Origin of the sequence: Asticcacaulis sp. SL142, assembly GCF_026625745.1 — a bacterium.
Lineage (GTDB): Bacteria > Pseudomonadota > Alphaproteobacteria > Caulobacterales > Caulobacteraceae > Asticcacaulis.
Genome location: NZ_CP113061.1, coordinates 583,618 through 605,139, shown reverse-complemented (window position 1 = coordinate 605,139; position 21,522 = coordinate 583,618). Strand labels below are relative to the sequence as shown.

Annotated in this window: 20 protein-coding genes, 1 tRNA gene and 2 pseudogenes; 8 read left to right on the top strand and 15 right to left on the bottom strand. The window is 53.7% G+C overall.

Going from position 1 to position 21,522, the window contains the following annotated elements:
• Positions 1-9: 9 nt before the first annotated feature.
• The 3 genes from OVA03_RS02780 to OVA03_RS02770 all read right to left on the bottom strand — a co-directional run bounded on the left by OVA03_RS02780 (position 10) and on the right by OVA03_RS02770 (position 3,070).
• On the bottom strand, positions 10-1,335 hold the full coding sequence (locus tag OVA03_RS02780) for a diguanylate cyclase domain-containing protein (protein ID WP_267526682.1): 1,326 nt from the start codon (positions 1,333-1,335) through the stop codon (positions 10-12).
• 81 nt (positions 1,336-1,416) lie between these two features.
• Complete coding sequence (locus OVA03_RS02775) at positions 1,417-1,656, bottom strand: sulfurtransferase TusA family protein (protein WP_267526681.1); 240 nt, start codon at positions 1,654-1,656, stop codon at positions 1,417-1,419.
• 79 nt (positions 1,657-1,735) lie between these two features.
• Positions 1,736-3,070, bottom strand: coding sequence for a glycoside hydrolase 5 family protein (locus OVA03_RS02770; RefSeq protein ID WP_267526680.1), 1,335 nt, complete (start codon positions 3,068-3,070; stop codon positions 1,736-1,738).
• Between the two features lie 140 nt (positions 3,071-3,210).
• On the opposite strand from OVA03_RS02770, the gene OVA03_RS02765 reads away from it, so the two are divergent.
• Both OVA03_RS02765 and OVA03_RS02760 read left to right on the top strand, forming a co-directional pair.
• Positions 3,211-3,990, top strand: a complete 780-nt coding sequence (locus OVA03_RS02765) for a DUF3313 family protein (RefSeq protein ID WP_267526679.1) — start codon at positions 3,211-3,213, stop codon at positions 3,988-3,990.
• A 66-nt stretch (positions 3,991-4,056) separates the two neighbouring features.
• Positions 4,057-4,704 (top strand): trimeric intracellular cation channel family protein, encoded by a 648-nt coding sequence (locus OVA03_RS02760; protein ID WP_267526678.1) that lies wholly within the window; start codon positions 4,057-4,059, stop codon positions 4,702-4,704.
• On the opposite strand, the gene nfi is transcribed toward OVA03_RS02760, so the two are convergent.
• Positions 4,693-5,376 (bottom strand): deoxyribonuclease V, encoded by a 684-nt coding sequence (gene nfi / locus OVA03_RS02755; protein ID WP_267526677.1) that lies wholly within the window; start codon positions 5,374-5,376, stop codon positions 4,693-4,695. The two genes, OVA03_RS02760 and nfi, sit on opposite strands and share 12 nt — an antisense overlap.
• 164 nt (positions 5,377-5,540) lie before the next feature.
• Between nfi and OVA03_RS02750 the strand changes: the two genes are divergently transcribed.
• Positions 5,541-5,789 carry a hypothetical protein gene (locus OVA03_RS02750; RefSeq protein ID WP_267526676.1) on the top strand — a complete coding sequence of 83 codons (249 nt, stop codon included), beginning with the start codon at positions 5,541-5,543 and terminating at the stop codon, positions 5,787-5,789.
• On the opposite strand, the gene OVA03_RS02745 is transcribed toward OVA03_RS02750, so the two are convergent.
• Positions 5,778-6,740 (bottom strand): 2-hydroxyacid dehydrogenase, encoded by a 963-nt coding sequence (locus OVA03_RS02745; protein ID WP_267526675.1) that lies wholly within the window; start codon positions 6,738-6,740, stop codon positions 5,778-5,780. The genes OVA03_RS02750 and OVA03_RS02745 overlap by 12 nt on opposite strands.
• Before the next feature lie 61 nt (positions 6,741-6,801).
• Entirely contained in the window at positions 6,802-7,293 is a 492-nt protein-coding gene (locus OVA03_RS02740) for a glycine zipper 2TM domain-containing protein (RefSeq protein ID WP_267526674.1), read from the bottom strand.
• 132 nt (positions 7,294-7,425) lie between these two features.
• Between OVA03_RS02740 and OVA03_RS02735 the strand changes: the two are divergent.
• Both OVA03_RS02735 and OVA03_RS02730 read left to right on the top strand, forming a co-directional pair.
• Positions 7,426-8,244 (top strand): annotated as a pseudogene (locus tag OVA03_RS02735) (serine hydrolase domain-containing protein).
• 68 nt (positions 8,245-8,312) lie between these two features.
• Positions 8,313-8,711: a serine hydrolase gene (locus tag OVA03_RS02730; RefSeq protein WP_267526673.1), complete on the top strand. Its 399-nt coding sequence runs from the start codon at positions 8,313-8,315 to the stop codon at positions 8,709-8,711.
• A gap of 174 nt (positions 8,712-8,885) precedes the next feature.
• Here OVA03_RS02730 and OVA03_RS02725 read toward each other — a convergent pair whose 3' ends face one another.
• The 5 genes from OVA03_RS02725 to OVA03_RS02705 form a co-directional block, all read right to left on the bottom strand.
• Complete coding sequence (locus OVA03_RS02725; protein WP_324291024.1) at positions 8,886-9,569, bottom strand: MBL fold metallo-hydrolase; 684 nt, start codon at positions 9,567-9,569, stop codon at positions 8,886-8,888.
• A gap of 125 nt (positions 9,570-9,694) precedes the next feature.
• Positions 9,695-10,483: a TatD family hydrolase gene (locus tag OVA03_RS02720; protein WP_267526671.1), complete on the bottom strand. Its 789-nt coding sequence runs from the start codon at positions 10,481-10,483 to the stop codon at positions 9,695-9,697.
• Between the two features lie 2 nt (positions 10,484-10,485).
• Positions 10,486-11,487, bottom strand: a complete 1,002-nt coding sequence (locus OVA03_RS02715; RefSeq protein ID WP_267526670.1) for a DNA polymerase III subunit delta' — start codon at positions 11,485-11,487, stop codon at positions 10,486-10,488.
• 17 nt (positions 11,488-11,504) lie between these two features.
• On the bottom strand, positions 11,505-12,143 hold the full coding sequence (gene tmk, locus OVA03_RS02710) for a dTMP kinase (RefSeq protein ID WP_267526669.1): 639 nt from the start codon (positions 12,141-12,143) through the stop codon (positions 11,505-11,507).
• 79 nt (positions 12,144-12,222) lie between these two features.
• Entirely contained in the window at positions 12,223-13,002 is a 780-nt protein-coding gene (locus tag OVA03_RS02705; protein WP_267526668.1) for a septal ring lytic transglycosylase RlpA family protein, read from the bottom strand.
• A gap of 140 nt (positions 13,003-13,142) precedes the next feature.
• Here OVA03_RS02705 and OVA03_RS02700 point away from each other — a divergent pair.
• Positions 13,143-13,232 (top strand) — tRNA-Ser (locus OVA03_RS02700).
• 327 nt (positions 13,233-13,559) lie between these two features.
• Here the strand turns inward: OVA03_RS02700 and OVA03_RS02695 are convergent.
• The 3 genes from OVA03_RS02695 to OVA03_RS02685 all read right to left on the bottom strand — a co-directional run bounded on the left by OVA03_RS02695 (position 13,560) and on the right by OVA03_RS02685 (position 16,473).
• A complete protein-coding gene (locus tag OVA03_RS02695) occupies positions 13,560-14,474 on the bottom strand; it encodes a nucleotidyltransferase and HEPN domain-containing protein (protein WP_267526667.1) in 915 nt (304 codons plus the stop codon).
• A 108-nt stretch (positions 14,475-14,582) separates the two neighbouring features.
• On the bottom strand, positions 14,583-14,786 hold the full coding sequence (locus OVA03_RS02690) for a hypothetical protein (protein ID WP_420710517.1): 204 nt from the start codon (positions 14,784-14,786) through the stop codon (positions 14,583-14,585).
• Between the two features lie 787 nt (positions 14,787-15,573).
• Positions 15,574-16,473: a LysR family transcriptional regulator gene (locus tag OVA03_RS02685; protein ID WP_267526665.1), complete on the bottom strand. Its 900-nt coding sequence runs from the start codon at positions 16,471-16,473 to the stop codon at positions 15,574-15,576.
• 35 nt (positions 16,474-16,508) lie between these two features.
• Between OVA03_RS02685 and OVA03_RS02680 the strand changes: the two genes are divergently transcribed.
• Positions 16,509-17,117 (top strand): SRPBCC domain-containing protein, encoded by a 609-nt coding sequence (locus OVA03_RS02680; RefSeq protein ID WP_267526664.1) that lies wholly within the window; start codon positions 16,509-16,511, stop codon positions 17,115-17,117.
• 234 nt (positions 17,118-17,351) lie between these two features.
• Here OVA03_RS02680 and OVA03_RS02675 read toward each other — a convergent pair.
• Positions 17,352-18,486 (bottom strand): annotated as a pseudogene (locus OVA03_RS02675) (IS3 family transposase).
• 635 nt (positions 18,487-19,121) lie between these two features.
• Here OVA03_RS02675 and OVA03_RS02670 point away from each other — a divergent pair.
• A complete protein-coding gene (locus tag OVA03_RS02670; RefSeq protein ID WP_267526663.1) occupies positions 19,122-21,509 on the top strand; it encodes a glycoside hydrolase family 95 protein in 2,388 nt (795 codons plus the stop codon).
• The last annotated feature ends 13 nt before the right edge of the window (positions 21,510-21,522 follow it).

Sequence of the window (21,522 nt, the reverse complement as noted above, 5' to 3'; positions counted from 1 at the left end):
GCGTGCGGATTAAACCGCTTCCTGGCGCCGGTTTACGGCCGCGGCAGCACGCATCAGGGCTGAGGCTGCGGGCTCATTGGGCATAAGTTCGGCCACCCCCACATCGAATTCAACGATAAAGGGTGATTTGCCGGAACCGGCCTCAAAGGCCGTGCAACCGATAACGGCGGCGATCCGTTCGCCAACATTCTGCGCCGCTGCGTAAGGGGTGGCGGGCAGGGCCAATGCAAAAACTTCCGGGGAAAGTCTGCCGGCGGTATCTTCGGCACGAACCAGACGTGAAATCATTGAGCCAATCTGCGGCATGGCGCGCTCGAGCGCCTTACGAGAGCGAGCGGCGGCGATATCCGGCGTCTCACTGATCTTGAGTACGCACACGCTTAACGGGCGATTGCGTTCGGCCGCCGCCTTTGACAGGCGGGCGAGGTGGGAGGCAAAAAGATCACGGCTGAACAAGCCTGTGCCTTTGTCCATCTTCGACCCACTGCGCAGGCCCTCCAAAGCTTTGCGGATCGTGAACTGACGGCGATAGGCTCTGGCCAGACGCAATATCCGGTCAGCAATTTCCGGCTCCGTGGTTTCGGGATAGGAGATATCGCTGACGCCCCGCAAATAGGCCTCACCGACATCAATCTCCACGGCTTTTTGCAGCCGCAGGAATACTGGCGTGTGATAAAGACGGGTATTCCGGCGCATACCGGCGGCAACCGACAAAGCCTCGGCGGGGGTCGATCCGCCCCACAGCACTACCGTGTCAAATTCTGTTTCATGCAGGTAGTCAAAAGCACTGTAGCTTGAAAAGGCGCCAATAACCTCAGCGCCCTGCACGCGTAACGTATTCATGAGGCCCAAAAACGCCGGATCGGGGTCACCTACTGAAAGTATGCGCAAGCCTGCACCCAACCCAAGCGATTCCAGTGAGGACATATTAAGATCAGCAAAGGTTTCACGCCGCAGATCATATTCCTCTTCGGCCACATTGGTGCGAACCATATGCTCCAGCCTCAACATGATCTGGTGAGGGTGGGCCTGAGAGTTGAACACCATGTCCCACCCTGAGGGAATGTCATAGGATGACTTATCGGTGACCAGAATAATGGGCAGACGGCGGGGCTGACAGGCGGTACGCAGATCATAGACCAGATCAGCCGAGGCTGCCGGATGATCGGCATCGATCAGCACGGCTTCAACCTGAAGATCGCTTATAGCGGCCATAGCTGCCCGTTCATGCGTAGCCGTGATGGTTCTCCACCCCAGACGATCCATGGCGTCACCGAGGTACGTTGACCAGCCGTCATTCCGGCTCAGGATGAGGAGGCGCGCATTCAGCGTCACTTTGGGCTCCTGCAGAATCGATACGCAGATACTTGGTTTGGTTCAGATTCTTATACAGAAGTTATAATCATAAGATAGGGCTTAATCGGTTCGGGAGGAGGTTACCACAAACGTCATGAATTCATCTTCATGGTTAAATGATGTAATTATATAGTTATTTTTATTGCAAAAATGTGGAACATCTATCTGCGCCATAGGATCATCCACCCATAGGGTCACGACCGTTCCGGTAGCCAGGTTTTCCAGCAATTTTCGCAGTTTCAGGGTTGGAACTGGGCAGCGGTGTCCACGCGCATCGATTATGTGTTCAGGGCTGTTCATGAGTATCTGATATCATTGAAGGCATGACCTGACACTAAGGATAAGAAAAAACCGCACCGGATCAACCGGTGCGGCCTTATTAGTGAACAGCTTTTATCGCGTCAGCATGGGCCTTGATCAAAGCCTGAGTGCTGGTGTCGGTATTAAATACACTATACCAGCCCTGAGGCTCATGAGGCGGATCGCCGACATATGAGGTTTCGCCGCGCCGCATGTGATAGTCCTTATGCCGAGCCCGCCCTGAGCCACCCCATGCCCAGAAATTAGACCCCATGACAGGGCCACCTGTTTTAATGGCGGTATCAACAGCTCCGTATACCATGCTGTAAAACTTGTCTTTCCACTCGGTTGGCGTGCCAGGTTCATAGGCCACATTATCGCGCGGAAATCCGAATTCTTCGAAAACGAGAGGCTTCTTGATTTTTTCAGCTATGGCGATGTGATCGTCGATATATTTGCGCACCTTGGCTTCGCCAGCGGCAAAGGTTCCCGGCAAATTCGCACCATCAACCCAACTCCAGTTCTGTGGCCAAATGTGCGCGGTAAGATAATCGATATCTTTATGAGCATCGATGACAAACTGTTCGTTGCCAACGGCCCCCATCAGGCCTTCGTGTCCCAATGAGACAAGGTGGTTTTTATCCAGGTTTTGGATAAGCTTAGTGGTTTGAGAAATCCATTCCAGATAAACCGGCATATTCTTTGCCGCGATTTCCGGGCCACCGCCGGGGCGGGGTTCATTAGATAGCTGCCACGCCATAATGGTCGGATCATTGACATAGGCTTGTTTTGTTACCGAATTGGTGCGCGCGACCAGCATCCGGACATAGTCATGATAGAGTTTAATGGCGGTCTGATTGGCATAGAACTGAGAGGCGTAATCTGCATAGGCGGGCCACGGGTATTTAGGGTCACCATTGTTGATGAACTTACCCGTCGTGTAATCAATATAGGCCATCATGCCCCCCGACCACTCCCAGAAGTTAGTCAGGTAAAGCACCGCCTTCATATCGCGCTTGGTCATTTCGGCCAGAAGGAAATCGAGTCCGGTCAGCAAATCCTGATTGTAAACGCCCTTATCTTTGGAGCTAAACGCCGGATCCAGAGAGTTATTGATAGGGGACAGTTCAGAAGACGCCAGTACGCGTAAATTAGTGACGCCAAGGGCTTTAAGGTCGTCCAGTTCCTTAAGCAGACGGGTGCGGTTTCCGAACGCTGCCGGGGCGCCCAAATAGGCTCCGTACCAGATATTAGCCCCGACAAAACGATAGGTCTGGCCTTTGAGCTTAAAATGCAGGCCCTCTACCGTTACAAACTCATCGCTCGGGGGTGCCGCTTCGGTTGCGCATGCCGTGCCCGCAAACGCCATACCCGCCGTCACTGCCATAAGCCTGCGGCGTGATATATCAGTCATGTTCGTCTCCCTGATTGTCATTTTATTCAGGCGCAACTCAGATTACTAAAATTGAAATATTTAATATCCGAAAAATGCTGAAGCCTGTCGCATCCACTTTCAACCCCTGAGCGTAACAGGTCTGAAAAGGGGAGTGAACAATGTTTTCATATTGTAAAATATTCGCATTGCTTATCAGCATGCTGGCGCTTTCAGCCTGTGTAAGCGCGCCGGATATCAGCCATACAACCTTATCCAGTATCGAGGGACTATCCGATCAAAAGGCAGGACGCGCACGTTTCAAGGCAAAGCGCGACCTTACCGGTCTCAATGAAGTTACACGCCTGTATCTGCACCCGGCTGTGTTAGCCACAGGTGAGCATACGCGTTATGTGCTCAATGACAAAGAGCGCCAGATTGTATTGAGCGAAATTGAAGCTCAAATGTGCTTCGAGCTATCGGAGCGCTACGAAATTGTAAAAGAGCAAACGAAAAGTGACGCCGAAATCAAAATGGCCGTCACTTGGTTTGAGCCTACCGGTGCTGCCGCCTCAGGTGTTGCGGCGGTTGCAGGGCAGTTCATTCCCGGTCCTGTCGGGTTAAGGCTGCCCGGATCATTAGGCGGCTTAGGGGCTGAAGCGGAAATGTTGCGCGATAATCAACAAATCGCAGCGATCATATGGGCGCGCAGGGCGCAGGCGGTAGGCACGGATACACCTTCCTTATCCCGACTGGGTGATGCCTTGCAGTTTGCCGAACCTTTTGCCGATGAAGCGGCGCGCATCATGTCACCGGAGCCAGCGCCCGCCAAGCGAACCTATACCAAAGACAATGATCCATGCTCAAAGTACGGTAGCCGCATCGATGCGGGCGGTATTGCCGCAAGGGTTATCACCGGACTATATGCGCCGACAGAGCGCGACCCCTATGATCAGCCTTAATCGACTGGGTAAAACCTTTAATATCTGATAGAGAGTGACGCGTCATAACCAAGGCCGTTATTTTCTATGCTGAACCACATAATCGATCCTGTTGTTCATTGGCTTAACCTTGCGGGGACCGTTGTCTTTGCCGTAAGTGGTGGTTTAGTTGCTGCGCGTAAAAATCTGGATATTATAAGTTTTATTTTAGTCGGCACGATAACAGCGATAGGTGGCGGCACATTACGCGACCTGCTTTTGGGGGTTTCGCCGGTGGGCTGGGTAGGGGCGCCGCATATATTGTGGATATGCCTTATCAGCGCTGCACTGACCTATTTTGTGGCCCATATTATCGAACTCAAGCACAGATGGCTTTTATGGGCCGACGCCGCAGGTCTGGCGTTGTTTGCGGTTGTTGGCGCCGAGGTAGCTCTGGCTCACGGCACATCGGGTATGGTCGCGATCGGCATGGGCGTGATGACAGCCACGTTTGGCGGCATCATCCGCGATGTTTTATGCCAGGAAACCTCTCTGGTACTCCAGCAGGAAATATATGCTACCGCGGCGGTTATCGGTGCCGGCAGTTATGTTGTGATGACGGCGTGGCTTCAGGTGGATAGGCCATTAGCTGTAGCCATAGCTTTTGGAACCGGATTTATCATACGCGCACTGGCAATTGTTTTCAGGCTTTCGTTGCCCGGTTACCGTCGTAAAAGCCCGGACTCAGGCACTTAGCAGTGTCATTTGCTTAACGGGTCGAACCTTAGAGAGTTTATCGGCCAGTCGCGTAGGTTCAGGTAATTTAAACCGCGTGAGGCAGCGCAAGGTTATATCCACGGCCGTTTTCATGCTCAGGCGATGGCCGGGCGACACAAAAAGCGGATTAACTTCATCCTTACTCCGTAGCACAACGCCGATCTGCTCTCCGCCCGCCATTAGCGCTGACTGTTCGCCCTTGTGTATCCCCGGCATATCATACCGTCCGGTCAGTCGGGATTTAGCCACGCCAATAGCAGGCTTGTTTAATAAAACACCCAGATGCGCCGCAATGCCCAGGCGACGGGGGTGCGCAATGCCCTGACCATCCACCATGAACAGATCCGGCCGGGTTATCAGCCCATCAAGTGCATCCAGAACCGCAGGTATTTCCCTAAAGGCCAGAAGTCCGGGAATATAAGGGAAATCAACCGGCACTGAGGCTTCAACCGCTTCGATGGGTTTAAGATCATCAATCGACATGGTGACAATAGATGCATGAGCCAGCCCATTCTCGATATCATAGCCGACATCGACACCGGCTATGGTCTCAATCTTATCAAAATCATCGAACAGGCGAATTTCACGGCGCAATTCCTCCTGAATTGCCCGCGCTTCACTTTCAGATTTCGGGATGTAGAAGCGATGCATGGGCAAAGCCTAAGCGATCGTCTTATAAAAAATCGATATAGCTTGAACGCTTAACGTAAGAACTTTACGCCTATTAGGGCTTGCCGGAAATTTATAGATACGGCCTGAGGCGGAAATTTCGCTCTTATTTGACGGGTGCCATTCTGAGTCAAAAGGAGACTTTCATGGCAACGAAAACTCGTGATGACCGATTAACTGACGGCGATCACAACGGCAAAGGCATAGCCAATGACCGCTACTCAAAAAGTGCGTCAGCAAGACCACAAATTAAAACACCAAACGATCCGCGTCCAACACATGAGGAGCGACCTCATGAGACCAGTGACGCGAAAAGCAGTGCGTCAAATAACACCCAAAACCCCTCAGGTGATCCGGATGGGCACTCCGATGCCGCCCGTAAGTCAAAAACCTGAACATTCAGGAACCGGGGTGAGAGGATCGTGCCCGGATAACCAGGCCCTGACATTAGCCGCGACCAGTTGAGCCATAGCCTTACGTGTGTTTGTGGTGGCTGACCCTATATGAGGCAGTAATACCACGTTTTGAAGGTCAATAAGCGTGGCCGAAACATTGGGCTCATCTTCGTAAACATCAAGTCCTGCGGCAGAAATGGTTCCTGATGTCAGGGTTTGAATTAAGGCATCCTCATCAACCAGACTACCGCGCGATACATTTATAAGTACGCCAGTCGGCCCCAGAGCTTTAAGGACCTCGGCATTGATAATATGACGGGTCAAAGGCGTTGCGGGTGCCGCCACGATCAGAATATCGCAGTCCTTCGCCATGGACAGCAGGTCAGCATAGTAATCATAATCCACATGCGCCTGCCTTTGGCGGCCATGATATGAAATGGCTATATCAAAGGCTTCGGCCCGTCTGGCTATGGCCCGGCCTATACGCCCAAGCCCGACAATCCCTATCCTGCGGCCTTGTAAAGATGCAGATAGCGGGAAGGGGCCTTTTCGCCAGCCGCCGGATCGTACAAATCTATCGGCTTGCGGCACCATCCTCACGGTACTGAGCAGTAATCCCATAGCCAAATCGGCAACATCTTCGGTCAATACATCTGGCGTATTGGTGACCATGATGCCGTTTTGCGCCGCCCATACGGCATCGATATTGTCATAGCCTACGCCATGGCTGGCAATAAATTCGAGTTTGGGAAAGCTCTGCATATATTCTGCATTGATGCTCAGTCGGGAGTTGCAATTGATAATAGCGCGAACCGAATGGGCTTTAGACTCAATAGTGCTTTGGGGAGCCTCTGAGGCCCATGGATCTATAACCTTATCCGCAAAGCCTCTGATTTCATCCTGCACGAAAATGGTAGGCGGTGATGACAACAGAATAAAAGCTTCGGACATATGGGTAACGGAGCCTCACACAAAAGAAACGCCCGGAATGTTCCGGGCGCTTAAAGCCTGATCAGTAGCGATCACGATTGCCATGCTTGCGGCGATCCCACCGTTCTTCGCGGCCGTTGTGACGTACGTAATAATTGTCGTACTGAGGGCGATCCGTAAAGTAAACCGTCCGGTAGCCATTGGGTGGCGCGGGGGGATCGTAATAGCCCCGGTCATAGATATAATAGCGGCTGTTCAGGCAATTGGCGCGAGACGTTTCTTTGTGTTCCTTGCCAATCTGATTACCGATTGCGCCACCGACAATCGCGCCTAAGATGCCGCCTTCGGTCTTGGCGCCTTTAGCGGCAACGCCTGAGCCAACGGCAGCCCCGGCAACGGCCCCGATGACTGTACCTTTGGTGCGGGCATTGCTGCTTTTTTGATAGCAATAACCGTCATAGTTTTGCGCCTGAGCGGCCAGAGGCGCGCCCATCAGCAGACCAAAGCCTAAAACGACGGCGGCCATTGATGAGGATTTGTTGTTTGAAAAATTCGATTGATTCTTGCGTGACATTGGAAACCTCACATTTTTGTTCAGAGCGTCACTGCGATCTGAAACCACGCATTCAGTTTAAAGCTTCGATGCTGAACGTCACCTGAATGAATTGTGCCAACTTATTGGTTTTTATATAAAGTTTCCATAAGGATGGTGCGACTAGGAGATAAGACTGGAGGTGATTTATGGACATGTCAGTCAGGCGGAGTTGCGCTCGTGAGCTTTTTACTTATACTCCTGCCAAATCCCAAGGCGGAGCTTCGCCGTTTACACCAAGACGGAGAGGTTCCTGTCGTGCTTAGAACTGTATTGATGACGCTCGTCGTTGCCCTAATGATCGCAGTTCCCTGCGCGGCGCAAACCAATTCTGCAGCAACCACCCAAGTCTCCATTCGAGATGCCAATGTCGCCGCACGGGCCTTCATGCGCGAGCAGATAGCTGCGAAGCATATCCCTGGGGCGCAGATCGCGGTCGTGAGGAACGGGCGTATCATCTTTTCCGAGGCTTTCGGGGTCGCGAACATCGAGCATCAGGTCGCAGTGATGCCAGATACGGTGTTTCCTATCAACTCGGCGACAAAGTCGTTTACCGGAGTCGCGGCGATGCAGTTGGTTGAGGCCGGAAAGCTCGATCTCGATGCACCCGTTTCGCGTTATATCGGCGACCTGCCGACCACATAGCGCAATGTCCGTGTCCATCAACTTCTCGCGCACACCTCCGGCCTGCCTGATATTATAGGCAGCACCGGTTTAATCGGCGGCGGGACCGAGGAGGGGGCATGGGCAGCAGTCAAAGCGTTGCCAGTGGAATCCGCGCCCGGGACACGCTTCGAGTATAACCAGACCAATTATGCGTTGCTGGCGCAGATCATTGACAAGCTAAGTGGCGTTGCCGTTTACCGACTATTTCGCGGCCTATCAGTTCAGGCCGGCCGGCATGACTCATGTTCGTTTTGGCGATGGCTATGATATTATTCCGGACGCGGCGACACGCGGCGACGCCCTATAGCTTCTATGGAGCGGGTCACGGCGGAGCCGTGACAAACCAGTTGGGCCGTTGGCGGGACGATCTGCCGCCCTTTACGCGAACCGGCGCTGGTATGAATGCATCGGCGCAAGAGATAGCGAGTTGGATAATCGCGCTTCAAGCAGGAAAGCTTCTGGCGAAGCCTGACAGTTTAAAGCGCCTCTGGACGGCCATTCTCAACAATGGAGATCGCAACGAATGGGCGATGGGCTGGCCAATCGTTCGCATTACGCCGCACAGGATAGTGGGCGGCATAGGTGGCGGGCGCGCTGCCTTCTTCATTTACCCAGATGATGATCTTGCAGTCGTGGTGTTGACCAATCTTGTTGGCAGCGACCCGCAACGGTTTATCGATAAGATTGCCTCCTTCTACGTTCCTTCGATTGGGATCGCTGCCGCACAAAACTGAACAGGCATGGAAATTCAGGTTGCGCTTTTCGGAGGACTCTTCAAATCCTATACACAAGGGATTTGTGGGTTCTGCCTGGCCCGTAGGGCCTTAAAACTAAGACAAGTCGCGCTTCCAAATAGAGTCCACCCAACGACTATCAATTTTCGCATAATAAACATTATGGGAAATTCCTTATGCGATCAGTTTGATTTTCATGCCGTCATAAGCCGGTTCTACATGTTCAGGCAGCATGGATTTCAAAGCGCTGTAATCCAGATCCTGATGCAAGTTGGTCAGGATGGCTCTTTCGGGTTTAACCCGCTCAATCCAGCCTAGCGTCTTTTCAACATGTGCGTGCGTCGGATGTGGTGCCAAACGCAAAGCGTCGACGACCCATAGCTTCAGGCCCTTTAAGTGCTCGAAATTATCATCGCTGATATCAGAGACATCACTGGAATAGGCAAACTCACCAATGCGATAGCCGACAGATTTTATCGGGCCATGCTCCTGTTCAAAAGTCAGCACCGGCAGCGCACCGCCATTTCCCATAACATTCCAGAAGGTTCCATGATCAGGAATGATATGAGCTGTGCAAATTGGCGGATAACCAAATTTTCCCGTAAAAACATACTCAAAGCGATGAAAAAGGCCGTTATAGGTTGCCTGATCCATATAGGCGTCAATGTTACGACGATTGGCAATGGCGAAAAATCTCATATCATCAATGCCATGGGACTGATCTGCGTGATCGTGGGTCCACAATATTGCATCCAGATGTTTGATTTCTGCGCGCAGCACCTGCTCCCGGAACTCTGGCGATGTATCTATGATGACCTGAGTGCGCTGATCTGGCGTTTGATCATCATAAATGGCCACCGCAGCACTGCACCGGGATCTACGGTTTCTGGGGTTTGTAGGGTCACAAGCTCCCCAGTAACCGTCAACTCTTGGGACGCCACTTGAGCATCCAGACCCAAGGACATCAATTTCAATGATTTTTGTCATGAGATTACAGGTTTGGAAATGCGATCAAACAGCTCAAAAAAAGCATCCTCAGTCAGTTTCCGGGTCTCTTCAAGGCTCCATCCACGTATTTCCGCCAGTTTGTCATAAACGTGCGTGACATAGGCCGGTTCATTGCGTCGGCCACGCCAAGGTATGGGGGCCAGATACGGGCAGTCGGTTTCGACGATAATCCGATCCGCTGGCATGTCTTTGATGATGTCGCGCACATCCTGAGCGGCCTTGAAGGTCGCAATGCCTGAGACGGAAAACCAGGCCCCAAGATCGACGGCTTTTCGCGCCAGTTCTACGCCACTTGTGTAACAATGCAGCAGAAATTTAAATTCGCCGTTGCGATGTTCGCAACTCAATATATCCCACATGACCTCATCGGCTTCACGGGTGTGAACCACCAGAGGCAATCCGCTGTCTCGGGCGGCTTCGATGTGCGCCCGAAACACCTTTGCCTGAATATCGCGTGGGCTGTAGTCGTAGTGAAAATCGAGACCGCACTCCCCTATTCCCACCACTTTGGGTAATTTGGCTAAATCGATCAGGGTGGCCGCGCTGAGTTCGGGATTTTCTCTGGCTTCGTGCGGATGTGTCCCGACCGTCGCCCAGATATCCGGATTGTCGCGGGCAATCTTATAACAGGCCTCGAAATTTGATACGCGGTCGCAGATATTGACCATAAGTCCCACACCGGCCGCACGGGCACGAAGAATGGTATCTTCGCGGTCTTCATCATATTGAGGGGCGTGAAGGTTTACATGGCTATCGATAAGCATAGTCAGGCAATCTCTCTGATATCCCGGCATAAAGCCCAGAAATATTCTCCGCGATCAAGGTTCACGGCTTCGGTTTCAGCGGTGACCGTGCTTAACCGCGCCCACAAATCCGCCCATTGTTTTGCGCGACCATAGGGATGGCTACTTAGGGCACGCTCGCGAACTTGCTCGCACAGCATATCCATAAACAGGCTGAACTTTTTGGCTCCGTCACTACGCGCTGAACTGGTTTTAAACTCGGTGGCATAACGGATCAATTCAGCACGGGGCGGCGGCGAAGATGACAGGATGCGACCCGCCAGATCATCCATATCGAGTGCCTTATCCTGCCAGAGTTTCAGAGCCCTGCCCGGAGAGCCCTTTGCCATGCTAATCAGGCGAGCTAGATCATCCCCACGAACATCAACATCGGGTTCAATGAAGGCGCGTACAGCCTCATCCTGCCACGGCGCGAAAGTTAAGCGACGGCAACGCGACCGAATGGTAGCAAGCAGCTTCCCCGGCGAATGAGATACCAGAAACAATATTCCCCGCTCAGGTGGCTCTTCAAGAATCTTCAATAAAGCATTGGCTGAATTGATGTTTAAATCATCAACGGAGTCGATTAGGGTCACACGATATGGTGACCGGGATGGTGCTTTTGAGAAAAACACACCGACCTCGCGGATCGCTTCGACGCTGATGTTCTTCTTTAGTTTGCCGCTGTCATTGGCTTCGCGCTCAATAGAAAGCATGTCAGGATGAGACTGTGCGGCAATGAGTTTGGCATCCGGATCTTGCGGTGAAACACCCATAAGCCCCAAAGACGGGTCGCAAACTTTTCCCATCAGGAATCGGGCGGCCCGATAGGCAAAGGTCGCTTTTCCCAGCCCTTGTGGGCCGCATAACAGCCAGGCATGATGCAGACGCCCGCGCCCATAGGTATCCATAAACGCCTGCTCTGCGACCTCATTCTGACGGTACTCATAAGTATTACGCGGATGAAGCGTTGCATCCTCGACCAAGGCTGGGGAGGCCATTTTTAAGCCCCTTTAAGTTCTGGAAACTGCATCACCGCTTGCGACCATATATCTGAAGATATGATCTCAATACTCTGATCAGCATCAATAATTTTATATCTGTCAGGAGCTATGGCTGCACGTTTCACAAACCCCTGCCGCAGGCGCTCATGAAAGCCGATGCCCTTGGCTTCAAACCGATCCTCATCGCCGCCGCGCCCTTTGGCACGCATAAGGCCGACCTCGACCGGCATGTCCAAAATCAATGTCAGATCAGGTTGGGTATCCCCCACCACGACCTGATCAACCTGCTCGATGAAGTCAGGCGAAATCCCTCCGCCCGCCCCCTGATAAGCGCGGGTCGAATCGGCAAACCGATCGCAGACAACCCATGCGCCGCGTTCCAGCGCCGGCCGGATGACCTTCTCCAGATGGTCAGCACGCGATGCGTACATCATCAGGGTCTCAGATACCGGTGACCAGCGCGATGCGTCGCCTTTGACCAGAAGGTCGCGCAAGGCCTCAGCGCCGGGTGATCCACCAGGCTCGCGAGTCTGCACGACCTCTAATCCCAGATCACGCAATCGCTTGACCAGAAGCTTAACCTGAGTGGACTTGCCCGCCCCCTCACCGCCTTCAAATGTAATGAATTTCCCACGCATGGCCGGAACTTAAAGTGCAATCCCCAAAGTGTGAAGCGATTTTCAGGAACCATGCACGTTTAAACGGGCTAAGCGCCAATTACTCTCTGCGCAGCACCGCATCGAAAAAGCCTTCGGATAAGGCTTTTTGCCGGGCACGCTCAGCCTTGTCCGGGCCGTCATACGGCCCCATGGAGACGACATAAAGCTCACCCTTCCGCTCTATGGAAATATCACTAAGTCTATCGCGGGCGCGATCAGCATTTTCCTTGACGGTAAAGCTGCCCAGCAGGACGCGGTAACGACCGTCGTTTGCCGCTATGGATGCCCCCTGCTGACCCCGCGCGGCGGGGCCTAAAAAGGTGACGCGCACCTTGGCTGTCCCCGCCCCTAGCACCCCCAGTTCACGAGCCGCCCCTTTTGACAGGTCAATCAGTCTGCCATCAATGAAAGGCCCGCGATCATTGACCCGCAGGACTAAAATCTTGCCATTATCCAGATTTTTGACTTCGACGATTGACGGTAAAGGCAGGGTTTTGTGGGCTGCGGAAACGGCGTTGGGGTTGAAATATTCGCCATTGGCTGTTGTCGGGTTAGGTGATTCTGCGCCGTACCATGAGGCGGTGCCCACCCAGCTATCGCCTTTGTCGGGGATGCTTGGCCTGTAGGTCTGGCCACGAATTTTGTAGGGCTTGAGGGTGCCGGAGTGGTAAGTGCCATTCCCGGCGACGGGTGGGTTGCTGTTGATTTTGTATTTCGGTCCGGCGCAGGCGCTCATCAGGGCAAAGCAGATGATTGCTAATACCCACAACAGATGGCGTGCCCCTGATTTGAGCCATTCAGAACGCCTGACTTTTCCCATATCGGAATATATCGTCATGCCGTACCCTACGCATTACACATTGCTGCGCCCCATCAGTTGATGAGGCTTGTGCATAATTTATTGAAAATGAGAAAAATCTTAGTTAACGGCTTGGAATTGCGGAAAAGTCGGGTTATGACCCAAAACCTTGCTCGTGCGGACAGATGGCCGAGTGGTTTAAGGCAGCGGTCTTGAAAACCGCCGTAGGTGGAAGCCTACCGTGAGTTCGAATCTCACTCTGTCCGCCACTCCCGCGCATAAGTATTTATTTTTGCTCGTCATTTTTTAACGCTGCAATCAAAACCCCAGGATTGACCCCAGCGTTTTTTATGGTTTCAGATGGACTTTTCCGGATGCTTTTGGACACCGCGTGCCATTAATGCAACGGATTCATTGCACTGTTCTCATCAAAAACACACTCTCTCGTGGTACATGCGGGTATTTTTCAGATGTATTTCGATATCAACAGCGATGAGTCGTTATCGACCAACCCTTTAGTCGCCTTCTCCGCGATGCCAGGATCAAAGACTTGTCCGTACGTCTTCCGAGGCAGTCCTATTGTCCAATCTGCACCGCTATATCGTGGGCTGCTGAGGTGCAAGGCGTTCCCTGCAAATCGTCTTGACCGTATCCCGAAGCACGGCAATTCGTTCGTTCAGCCAATTTAGCTCCTCGATGGATACGGTGTATTCCGCTGAATAGCGGGCCTCGATATAGGCCCTCCGGAGGCGATCAAAGGCTTGCCTGTGCAGTTTGGTCTCACTGGGCCAGATAACCTTCAAGCGGTCGTCCAGAGCCTCTGCTTGAGACCTTAGCATAGTGATGCGGTGGCTCTTGGGGCTATACAGCGTGAGGACAAGTAGGGCGCAGTGGTAAAGTGACTCAGTCGCCTGGTGGAAATTGAATGCAGACATGCTTCGCCAGTCGCGGTCCAATTGGTCTTGAGCTGTGAACAGAAATTGCTCTGCTCGTATAAACCACTGTTCAAAATAACCCTGCGCTTCGGCTTTGATCTCATCATCCGTCAGGGGCTTTGACTTAGCCAAGGGATGGCCCGGTGCCTCATATAACATGATGCCATCGCGGGCGATGTCCGAGAAGAAGGGCCTGCCTTTGGCCAACTGATCATTGACGTCTTCAAGACTGTGAACGATGAAGTTCACGGGTGTCTTGATATGCTGGGTGACGGTTAGTTCTCGTATGAAATGCCCGTCAGCCTTGGCCCAATATTCATGCAGGTCGGTGAACTGGTGACTGTTGACGACGATCAGAAGATCGTAGTCGGAGCGGTAACCCGACAGTCGGTCTTCAACCCAGTCGCCACGGGCATAAGAGCCGAACAATATGACCTTGAGGATGCGGCCCAGTTTCTTCTTATCAGATAGCTTTGACTTGATGGCGTCCTCGAACTCGTCGAACAGCACCTGCACCACACGTTCAAGTTCGCGGCGTTTAGTGTCTGGCAAGTGAGAAAGCTGATCCGTCAGCATGGAGAATCCCGAAGCGTTGATACCAGAGTCTAACACCTGAGCCGGGTGTGGGCTACCGCTTTCAAATAGTACGACCTGGCCAAGACTTAGTCATGAGGCTATGTGGCCCTATCTACGGGGCTTGAGGGGCAATTCTAACTGCGCTGGTCGTCGAATGGCCGTCGACCCGATTCTAGCCTCTAGAACCACTACCGAGGGGGCTTGCGCTGACGGCTTTGGTTCGCCTCCCTGATTGAGGAAATCGACCAGGTCATTGCGCAGGATCAGACGTCGGCCACCAACTTTGACAGACCGTAGTTTGCCCTCGGCCATTTTCTCATACAAGAACGAGCGACCAAGGCCCGATGCCTTCACGGCTTCATCAATACGATATGCGATTTTGTCTGTGGCGTTGAAAGGCATGTCGGCTCCTTGGTCGGGAGCCAAGATACCGTTGCTTCGGAGATTAGCAGATACTCGTTACACCCCCGGAACCCGCCGTTTGACCGCAGGTGGAGCGCTCGCCCGGCCCCCAAAAAGGCCAGGGCGAGCGCCCAGCGCGAGGGCACTCTGGAGAGGCTTTCTGCACCATTGCGGCTAGGAGGCTTAAAATCACTCGAAATTTCAAGCGCTTAAAGCGATATCGCCTCTTGGCACTCTTCCGAGTCTCCATAAAAAGCGATGTGCAGACAATGACTTAGCCGATCAAGGAGGCACTGCTTTTATCTGGCCTTCCCTCCCTCCTTCGCCAATTTACTCAATTTTCCAATCTAGGCCCGTGAGCGCCCGGAGCGGCCATTTTGTCGGCGCGTGAGAAGTGTTCCCTAAAGCGGAAGTTACGGCCTAGGTCAGTACCTCATCCCCAACCCCATGAAAACGGGCCGCCAGCAAGGATTCCGTGATCAGCGCCGAAAGCGGCTTTGATCATTACACTGCGACATAGCTTGGTGGCCGAGGCGCGACCCTAACCATCCGAACAGACCTTCGCGCCCGCAAAAACCAGCCCTCTGAAGGACCTGAAATCCGTCGCGGGCACTGACCGCGCAGCAGGAGAACTCGCATCGGCCAGGGTCAGATCGAAGACTTTCAAAGTAAGATCAGCGCGCGTGTGTATCGAAGTCTATTGTGCAGGCACATATGCAGCCTCTGATAACCGCGCCCTCAACCATGCGTGCGCCTGATCCTGATGCATTCTTTCGTGCCAAGCTGCAATTTTGGAAAATCCTTCGATCGACAGAGGCGGTTCGCGAACAACGATGTCGTCACTTCCATAGGTCAGACGACTGGGGATAAGAGCAATTGTATCGGAAACACGCACAAGGTTAATAACCACTAAAAAACTCGGAAGCGTAGCGACAACCCGACGACTATACCCCATCCGGTCAAGGGCAGTATCCGTCGCCCCTCTGAACTGAGTTCCATCGTGCGACATGATGGCATGATTCAAGGCACAGAAAGCCTCAAGATCAAGGTCATCGGCGTTGGGATGGCCTTTGCGCAGAACGCATACATAGTTTTCGTCGAAAAGCTTTCGCGTCCGAAGGGTGTCTGGCGACATTTCGGGGGTCACCAGTGCAATATCCAGCCTACCCTCTGCCAGGCTTTCAGCGAAACGGTTATCCACCGGGATGACCGATAGCCTGATCCCCGGTGCTTGCCGTTCCAACACGTTCAGAAGCGGCAGTACTATCGCCGTTTGTGCATAGTCAGTGGCGGCTATCCGAAAAGTGACCTGCGCTTCGGACGGCACGAACGCATGTGGCTGCACCAGTGCCTGAACCTCTGTCAACATTTTTCGGAGTGGCTCTGCGATCTCCAGTGCACGCGGTGTCGGCAGAAGACCGCGCTGAGCTCGGACGAAGAGCGGATCGCCAAAGACATCGCGTAGCCTCGCAAGGGCTCCACTCACAGCAGGCTGACTTAGCCCCAATCGTGAAGCGGCCTGGGTTACCGATCGAGTCTCGATCAGAGCATCCAAAGCCTTGAGCAAATTGAGGTCAAGCGAGTTGATATTTGCCACGTCAATATCAGAAATACATTTTTAAAATTCGACTTATGACAGAACGCTTTGTAGTTTTCCAGCACTTTATTAATGGCTTTCCAAAGCTTTTCACCATTGGAGTAACCACCTTGACAGACATACTTTGGCCTGCGGGCTATGTTCCCGGCTTCACCGACAATTACGTATCGAACGAAGTGATCGTTGCCGGCCTTACTGCAGCAGACATTTGGCCGTATCTTATCCAGCCTGCGCTCTGGCCGACCTATTATTCGAACGCATCAGATGTGCATATTGAAGATGGCAGAGGTCCCGAGCTTACCATGGGAGATAGCTTTTTCTTCCGCACGTTCGGCTTTCCCGTTCCCGCGCGCGTCGTCGAATGCGTGCCGCCGGTTCAAGGCCAACCTGCCCGCATCGCCTGGCATGGTTGGGCAGGTGAAGAGGGCGCAGCGGACAGGCTGGACGTTCACCATGCGTGGCTGATTGAGGATCTGTCACACGGTCGTGTGCGCATTCTGACGCAAGAGACCCAAAATGGCGCGCCCGCACGTGAGTTGGCGCTGGCCAAGCCCAATCCTATGATTAATGGTCACCAAGACTGGCTAAACGGCCTTGTTGCAGCCGCAGCGTGCGAGCAAGGGCCGCATCTAGCAGGGTATTGAAGAAGTCGCCCACGGGATGGGGAGTATGGTTCGACGCCGGGAGCGGGAGCCGTCCACCCCATCACCTGACACCTCAGTTACCCTCAACCGTGTTGCTGGGGTGCGCTAGCGTTTTTACTCGGTCCAAGTTGCTTCTCGATACAGGTATTTACGCACCAGAAGATAGCATAACTGAGGTGGTCCCCGTTTCACGGACAGGTTTGCGGCTGAATTAAGCTTGTGTCTGTGGTGTGATTATGCCGCTTTCCTCGTCATTCCCGATCCCAGATAAATCTCGTTGGGTGTCTGTCCTGCGAGTGTCGAGTGGGGCCGGTGATGATTGTAATATTCGATCCATCTTCCGATGCCAAGCCGGGCCTCCGATCCGGTCTCGAAGGCATGGAGATAGATGCACTCGTATTTCAGCGAGCGCCACAGCCGTTCGATAAAGACATTGTCGAGCCAGCGTCCGCGTCCGTCCATGGACAGGCGGACGTTGGCGTCCCGGAAAAGCTCTGTGAACCTCGGACTGGTGAACTGGCTACCCTGGTCAGTGTTGAAGATGTCCGGCCGGCCGTGCTTCGCCATCGCTTCCACCAAGGCGGCGATGCAGAACTCGACATCCATTGTGTTCGACAGCCGCCAGGCCAAGACTTTGCGGCTGAACCAGTCCATGATGGCGACGAGATACAGGAAGCCGCGACGCATGGGTATGGAGGTTATGTCGGCGCACCAGAACTGATTGGGTTGGTCGATGACCAATCCCCGAAGCAGATATGGGTAGGTGCGATGCTCCGGCTGGCGTACCGTCTTTTGCACTTCTGGTAGATCGCCTGCAAGCCCATCCTGGCCATCAGGCGCCTTACACGCTTGCGGCCGACGTCGTAGCCTTGGCGTTTGAGATGCCGGGCCATCTGACGACTGCCGTAAAACGGTGTCTCCATGAACTGCTTGTCGATCCGCCTCATCAGAGCGAGGTTCAACGGACTTTCGCCCTGCCTGCCACCGTAGAAACACGACCGGCTTATTGAGACCAACTGGCACTGGCGTTTCACCGACAAGGTCGTATGTTTGGGATCGATCATCTCTCGCCTCCGCTCAGCACTCATCGACCGGAGGCTTTGCGCAAAAAATCCCGCTCCACCAGCAACTGGCCGATCTTGGCGTGAAGCTTCTCGACCTCCGCTTCCCGGCTGGCATCTGCCTGTTCGGCCTTGCCCGAAAAAGCCGTCGCCATGTTTTCGATGGCCTGGCGCTTCCGGCTATTGATCAGCGTCTGGTGAACGCCGTGTTTGGCCGCCAGTTGAGCCAAGGTCATCTCGCCCTTGATCGCTTCCAGCGCCACTTTCGCTTTGAAATCACCCGAATACTGCGTACGTTTGCCTGTCATATGTCTCGCCCTTCGTAGAGAACGACACAAGCTTAGAACCGTGTCCGATTTTCGGGGACCACCTCATAACTTTCAAATTGCGGCCATCGCTCACAACGCTGTGGATAGCAGAATAAGATATATGATCATCAGATTTAAAGAATGATCTTATTTTCAGCAAGTTGTTTCACATGATTATAGAATTCATCCGGAACCGTCGGAAGCATATCCATTATATATGACTTATGCTCTAGAAGAACTTCTCCAGCACCGGAGAGAATTTAAAAAAAGGCGACTCAGTAGCAACCGCGCTGGCGTCAAATTTTGTTGTTTCAGTCATAGGAATTCTCCTGTCAATTTTGTAACCGCATTCGACTCATTGTTCAGGAGCCTGATCTCAGCAGCTCGTTCTCTAATCCATATAAATAGTTCAAATTGAACCACAAATTTACCAGCGGAAGACTGATCCATTCGTCATTGACGATCCGAACGCGAGACTTGATGAGATGCAGCGAATTCTCACTCAATGGCTTTATTAGGTTAGCAGCGAGCAAATCGCCCAAGACGAATGGGAGCGACGTGCATTGGCCGCAATTGACAGCATCACCCTAATCGCGCAATAATTATATTATAAATCAGAATATCTGAGGGTAGAGATGTCGGAACCAACACGCCGGAATGTTATCGCGGGCACGTCGGCACTGTTTATGCTGCCAGGGCTAGCCCAAGCCGCCGCGAAATCCGCACATGAGGACGCCAAGACCCTGCGCTTTGATCAACCGGCGGCGCGCTGGATCGAAGCCCTGCCCGTTGGCAATGGCCGTCTGGGGGCTATGGTGTTCGGCGGGGTGCGCGAAGAGCGCTTGCAGCTTAACCACATCGAAATCTGGTCAGGCCGGACGGTCGAAGACAATCCGGTGACTACACGCGATGCCTTGCCGGAAGTGCGCCGGCTGTTGTTTAACGGTGATCGCATAAATGCCAATAAACTCGCTCAGGCGCGCATGATGCAGCCGATGAACGGTGACGATTTTGGCTCCTATCAGATGCTGGGCGACCTTCACCTGCGCTTCGAGCACGCTGAAAACGTCGAAGATTATCGCCGCGAACTGGATATGAAAGCGGCCCAGGCCCGAGTCAGCTACCGCATCGGCAAAGCCGTCTATAAACGCACCGTTCTGGCCTCCTATCCTGATAAGGTTCTGCTGGTGCGGCTGGAAACCACCGCTCCCGAAGGCCTGAGCGTTACAATCAAGCTGACACGCCGTCAGGACGCCACGATCTCTGCCCAAAATGGGCAGATTGTTCTGACCGGCCAACCCAAGCCTTACGGCACCCGCTTCGCGTCCGTTTTAAGCTGGGAGACGGAGGGCGGGAAGGCTGAAATGACAGCGGACGGTGTGCGCGTTACCGGCGCAAAGGGGGTCTTGCTTAGTCTGACCGCGGCGACCGACCTGTTTGGTGCCGATCCCTTATCCACCGCACAGGCCGCTCTGGCCGAAACAAAGGGTAAATCGTGGAAGCGCCTCGCCGCAACTCAAGCTCGCGACCATGCCGCCCTGTTTAATGCCGTTGACCTGTCGCTGGGCATTACTGACGATACGCGGCTCACACCGTCTCAGATCGCGGCCGCAAAAGATGCCGCCCCCTCACCGGCTCTGGTCGAGAGTTATTTCAATTTCGGTCGCTACCTGCTGATCAGTTCATCCCGCCCGGGCTCCCTGCCGCCAAATCTGCAAGGACTATGGGCCGACGGTTTTTCGCCGCCGTGGAGTGCGGACTACCATATCAATATCAACATCAACATGAACTTCTGGCCCGCAGAGGTCTGCGGCATTGGCCATCTTCACCATAGCCTGTTTGATTTTGCTGAGCGCCTCTTGCCCTATGGCGAGGCTACGGCGCGTATCGCCTATGGCTGTGAAGGGGCTGTAGCTCACTATACTACCAATCCCTGGGGGCATACCGCACTTGATGGAAGAATTCAGTATGGCCTTTGGCCAGACGGCTTGGCGTGGCTGTGCCTCCACTACTGGGAGCACTATCTCTACACACTGGATAAGGCCTTCCTGCAAACGCGCGCCTTGCCCTTTTTCACGGCGTGCGCCCGCTTCACCCTGTCTTATCTGGTAGAGGACCCGCGCACGGGGAAGCTAGTGTCGGGCCCGGCCAGTTCGCCGGAAAACAGCTACGTTCAGAGTGATGGCACGCCCGGCTATGTCGACATGGGCTGCGCTATGGCGCAGTCTCTGGCGCGCACAGTCCTGTTTTGCACCTCACAAGCCGCCCATTTGTGCGGCGTTGACCCGGAGCTGGCGCAGTCGTGTGAGACCGCGCTTGAGCGGCTGGCCCCCCTACGGATCGGGGCTGACGGACGCGTCATGGAATGGAGCGAGCCGCTGATTGAGCATGAGCCCGGCCACCGGCACATCTCGCAATTGTTCGGACTTTATCCCGGACTGGAGATGGATGTCCGCCGCACCCCTGACCTTGCCGAGGCGGCGCGCAAGACCATTGCCGAGCGGTTGAAGCACGGCGGCGGCCATACCGGCTGGAGCAGCGCGTGGCTGGCCATGTTCTATGCCCGTCTGGCGCAGGGCGATGATGCCTTTGGCATGTTGCATAAACTCCTGGCCCATTCGACCAGCGAAAGCCTGCTTGACCTGTACAGTCCGTCGGACAATCCGATTTTTCAGATCGACGGCAATCTGGGTGCGACCGCCGCCATCGCGGAAATGTTGCTTCAAAGCCATGACGGTGAGTTGCGCCTGCTGCCCGCCCTGCCGACGAACTGGAAGGACGGCCACATCAAAGGCATCCGCGCCAGAGGCGGACTGACCGTCGATATGGCCTGGCGCAACCATAAGGTCACGGGGCTCTCGCTCAAGTCCAAAAACACGGTCACCTTGCGTATTGTCCCGCCCAAGGATCAGCCTTTGAGTGAATTCTATAACTTATCAAAGGCAATTGACAGCTCAGGTCAAATCACTCTGACTGCGGGCAAGGTCTTTTCGTTTACATCATACGCACTTCTGATCAGTTAATCGCAAGATGTCC

Coding starts and splice junctions, on each gene's coding strand:
- OVA03_RS02775 (WP_267526681.1), bottom strand. CDS start 1,656: ATGAACAGCCCTGAACACATAATCGATGCGCGTGGACACCGCTGCCCA.
- OVA03_RS02770 (WP_267526680.1), bottom strand. CDS start 3,070: ATGACTGATATATCACGCCGCAGGCTTATGGCAGTGACGGCGGGTATG.
- OVA03_RS02765 (WP_267526679.1), top strand. CDS start 3,211: ATGTTTTCATATTGTAAAATATTCGCATTGCTTATCAGCATGCTGGCG.
- OVA03_RS02760 (WP_267526678.1), top strand. CDS start 4,057: ATGCTGAACCACATAATCGATCCTGTTGTTCATTGGCTTAACCTTGCG.
- nfi (WP_267526677.1), bottom strand. CDS start 5,376: ATGCATCGCTTCTACATCCCGAAATCTGAAAGTGAAGCGCGGGCAATT.
- OVA03_RS02750 (WP_267526676.1), top strand. CDS start 5,541: ATGGCAACGAAAACTCGTGATGACCGATTAACTGACGGCGATCACAAC.
- OVA03_RS02745 (WP_267526675.1), bottom strand. CDS start 6,740: ATGTCCGAAGCTTTTATTCTGTTGTCATCACCGCCTACCATTTTCGTG.
- OVA03_RS02740 (WP_267526674.1), bottom strand. CDS start 7,293: ATGTCACGCAAGAATCAATCGAATTTTTCAAACAACAAATCCTCATCA.
- OVA03_RS02720 (WP_267526671.1), bottom strand. CDS start 10,483: ATGCTTATCGATAGCCATGTAAACCTTCACGCCCCTCAATATGATGAA.
- tmk (WP_267526669.1), bottom strand. CDS start 12,143: ATGCGTGGGAAATTCATTACATTTGAAGGCGGTGAGGGGGCGGGCAAG.
- OVA03_RS02705 (WP_267526668.1), bottom strand. CDS start 13,002: ATGACGATATATTCCGATATGGGAAAAGTCAGGCGTTCTGAATGGCTC.
- OVA03_RS02695 (WP_267526667.1), bottom strand. CDS start 14,474: ATGCTGACGGATCAGCTTTCTCACTTGCCAGACACTAAACGCCGCGAA.
- OVA03_RS02690 (WP_420710517.1), bottom strand. CDS start 14,786: ATGGCCGAGGGCAAACTACGGTCTGTCAAAGTTGGTGGCCGACGTCTG.
- OVA03_RS02680 (WP_267526664.1), top strand. CDS start 16,509: ATGACAGAACGCTTTGTAGTTTTCCAGCACTTTATTAATGGCTTTCCA.
- OVA03_RS02670 (WP_267526663.1), top strand. CDS start 19,122: ATGTCGGAACCAACACGCCGGAATGTTATCGCGGGCACGTCGGCACTG.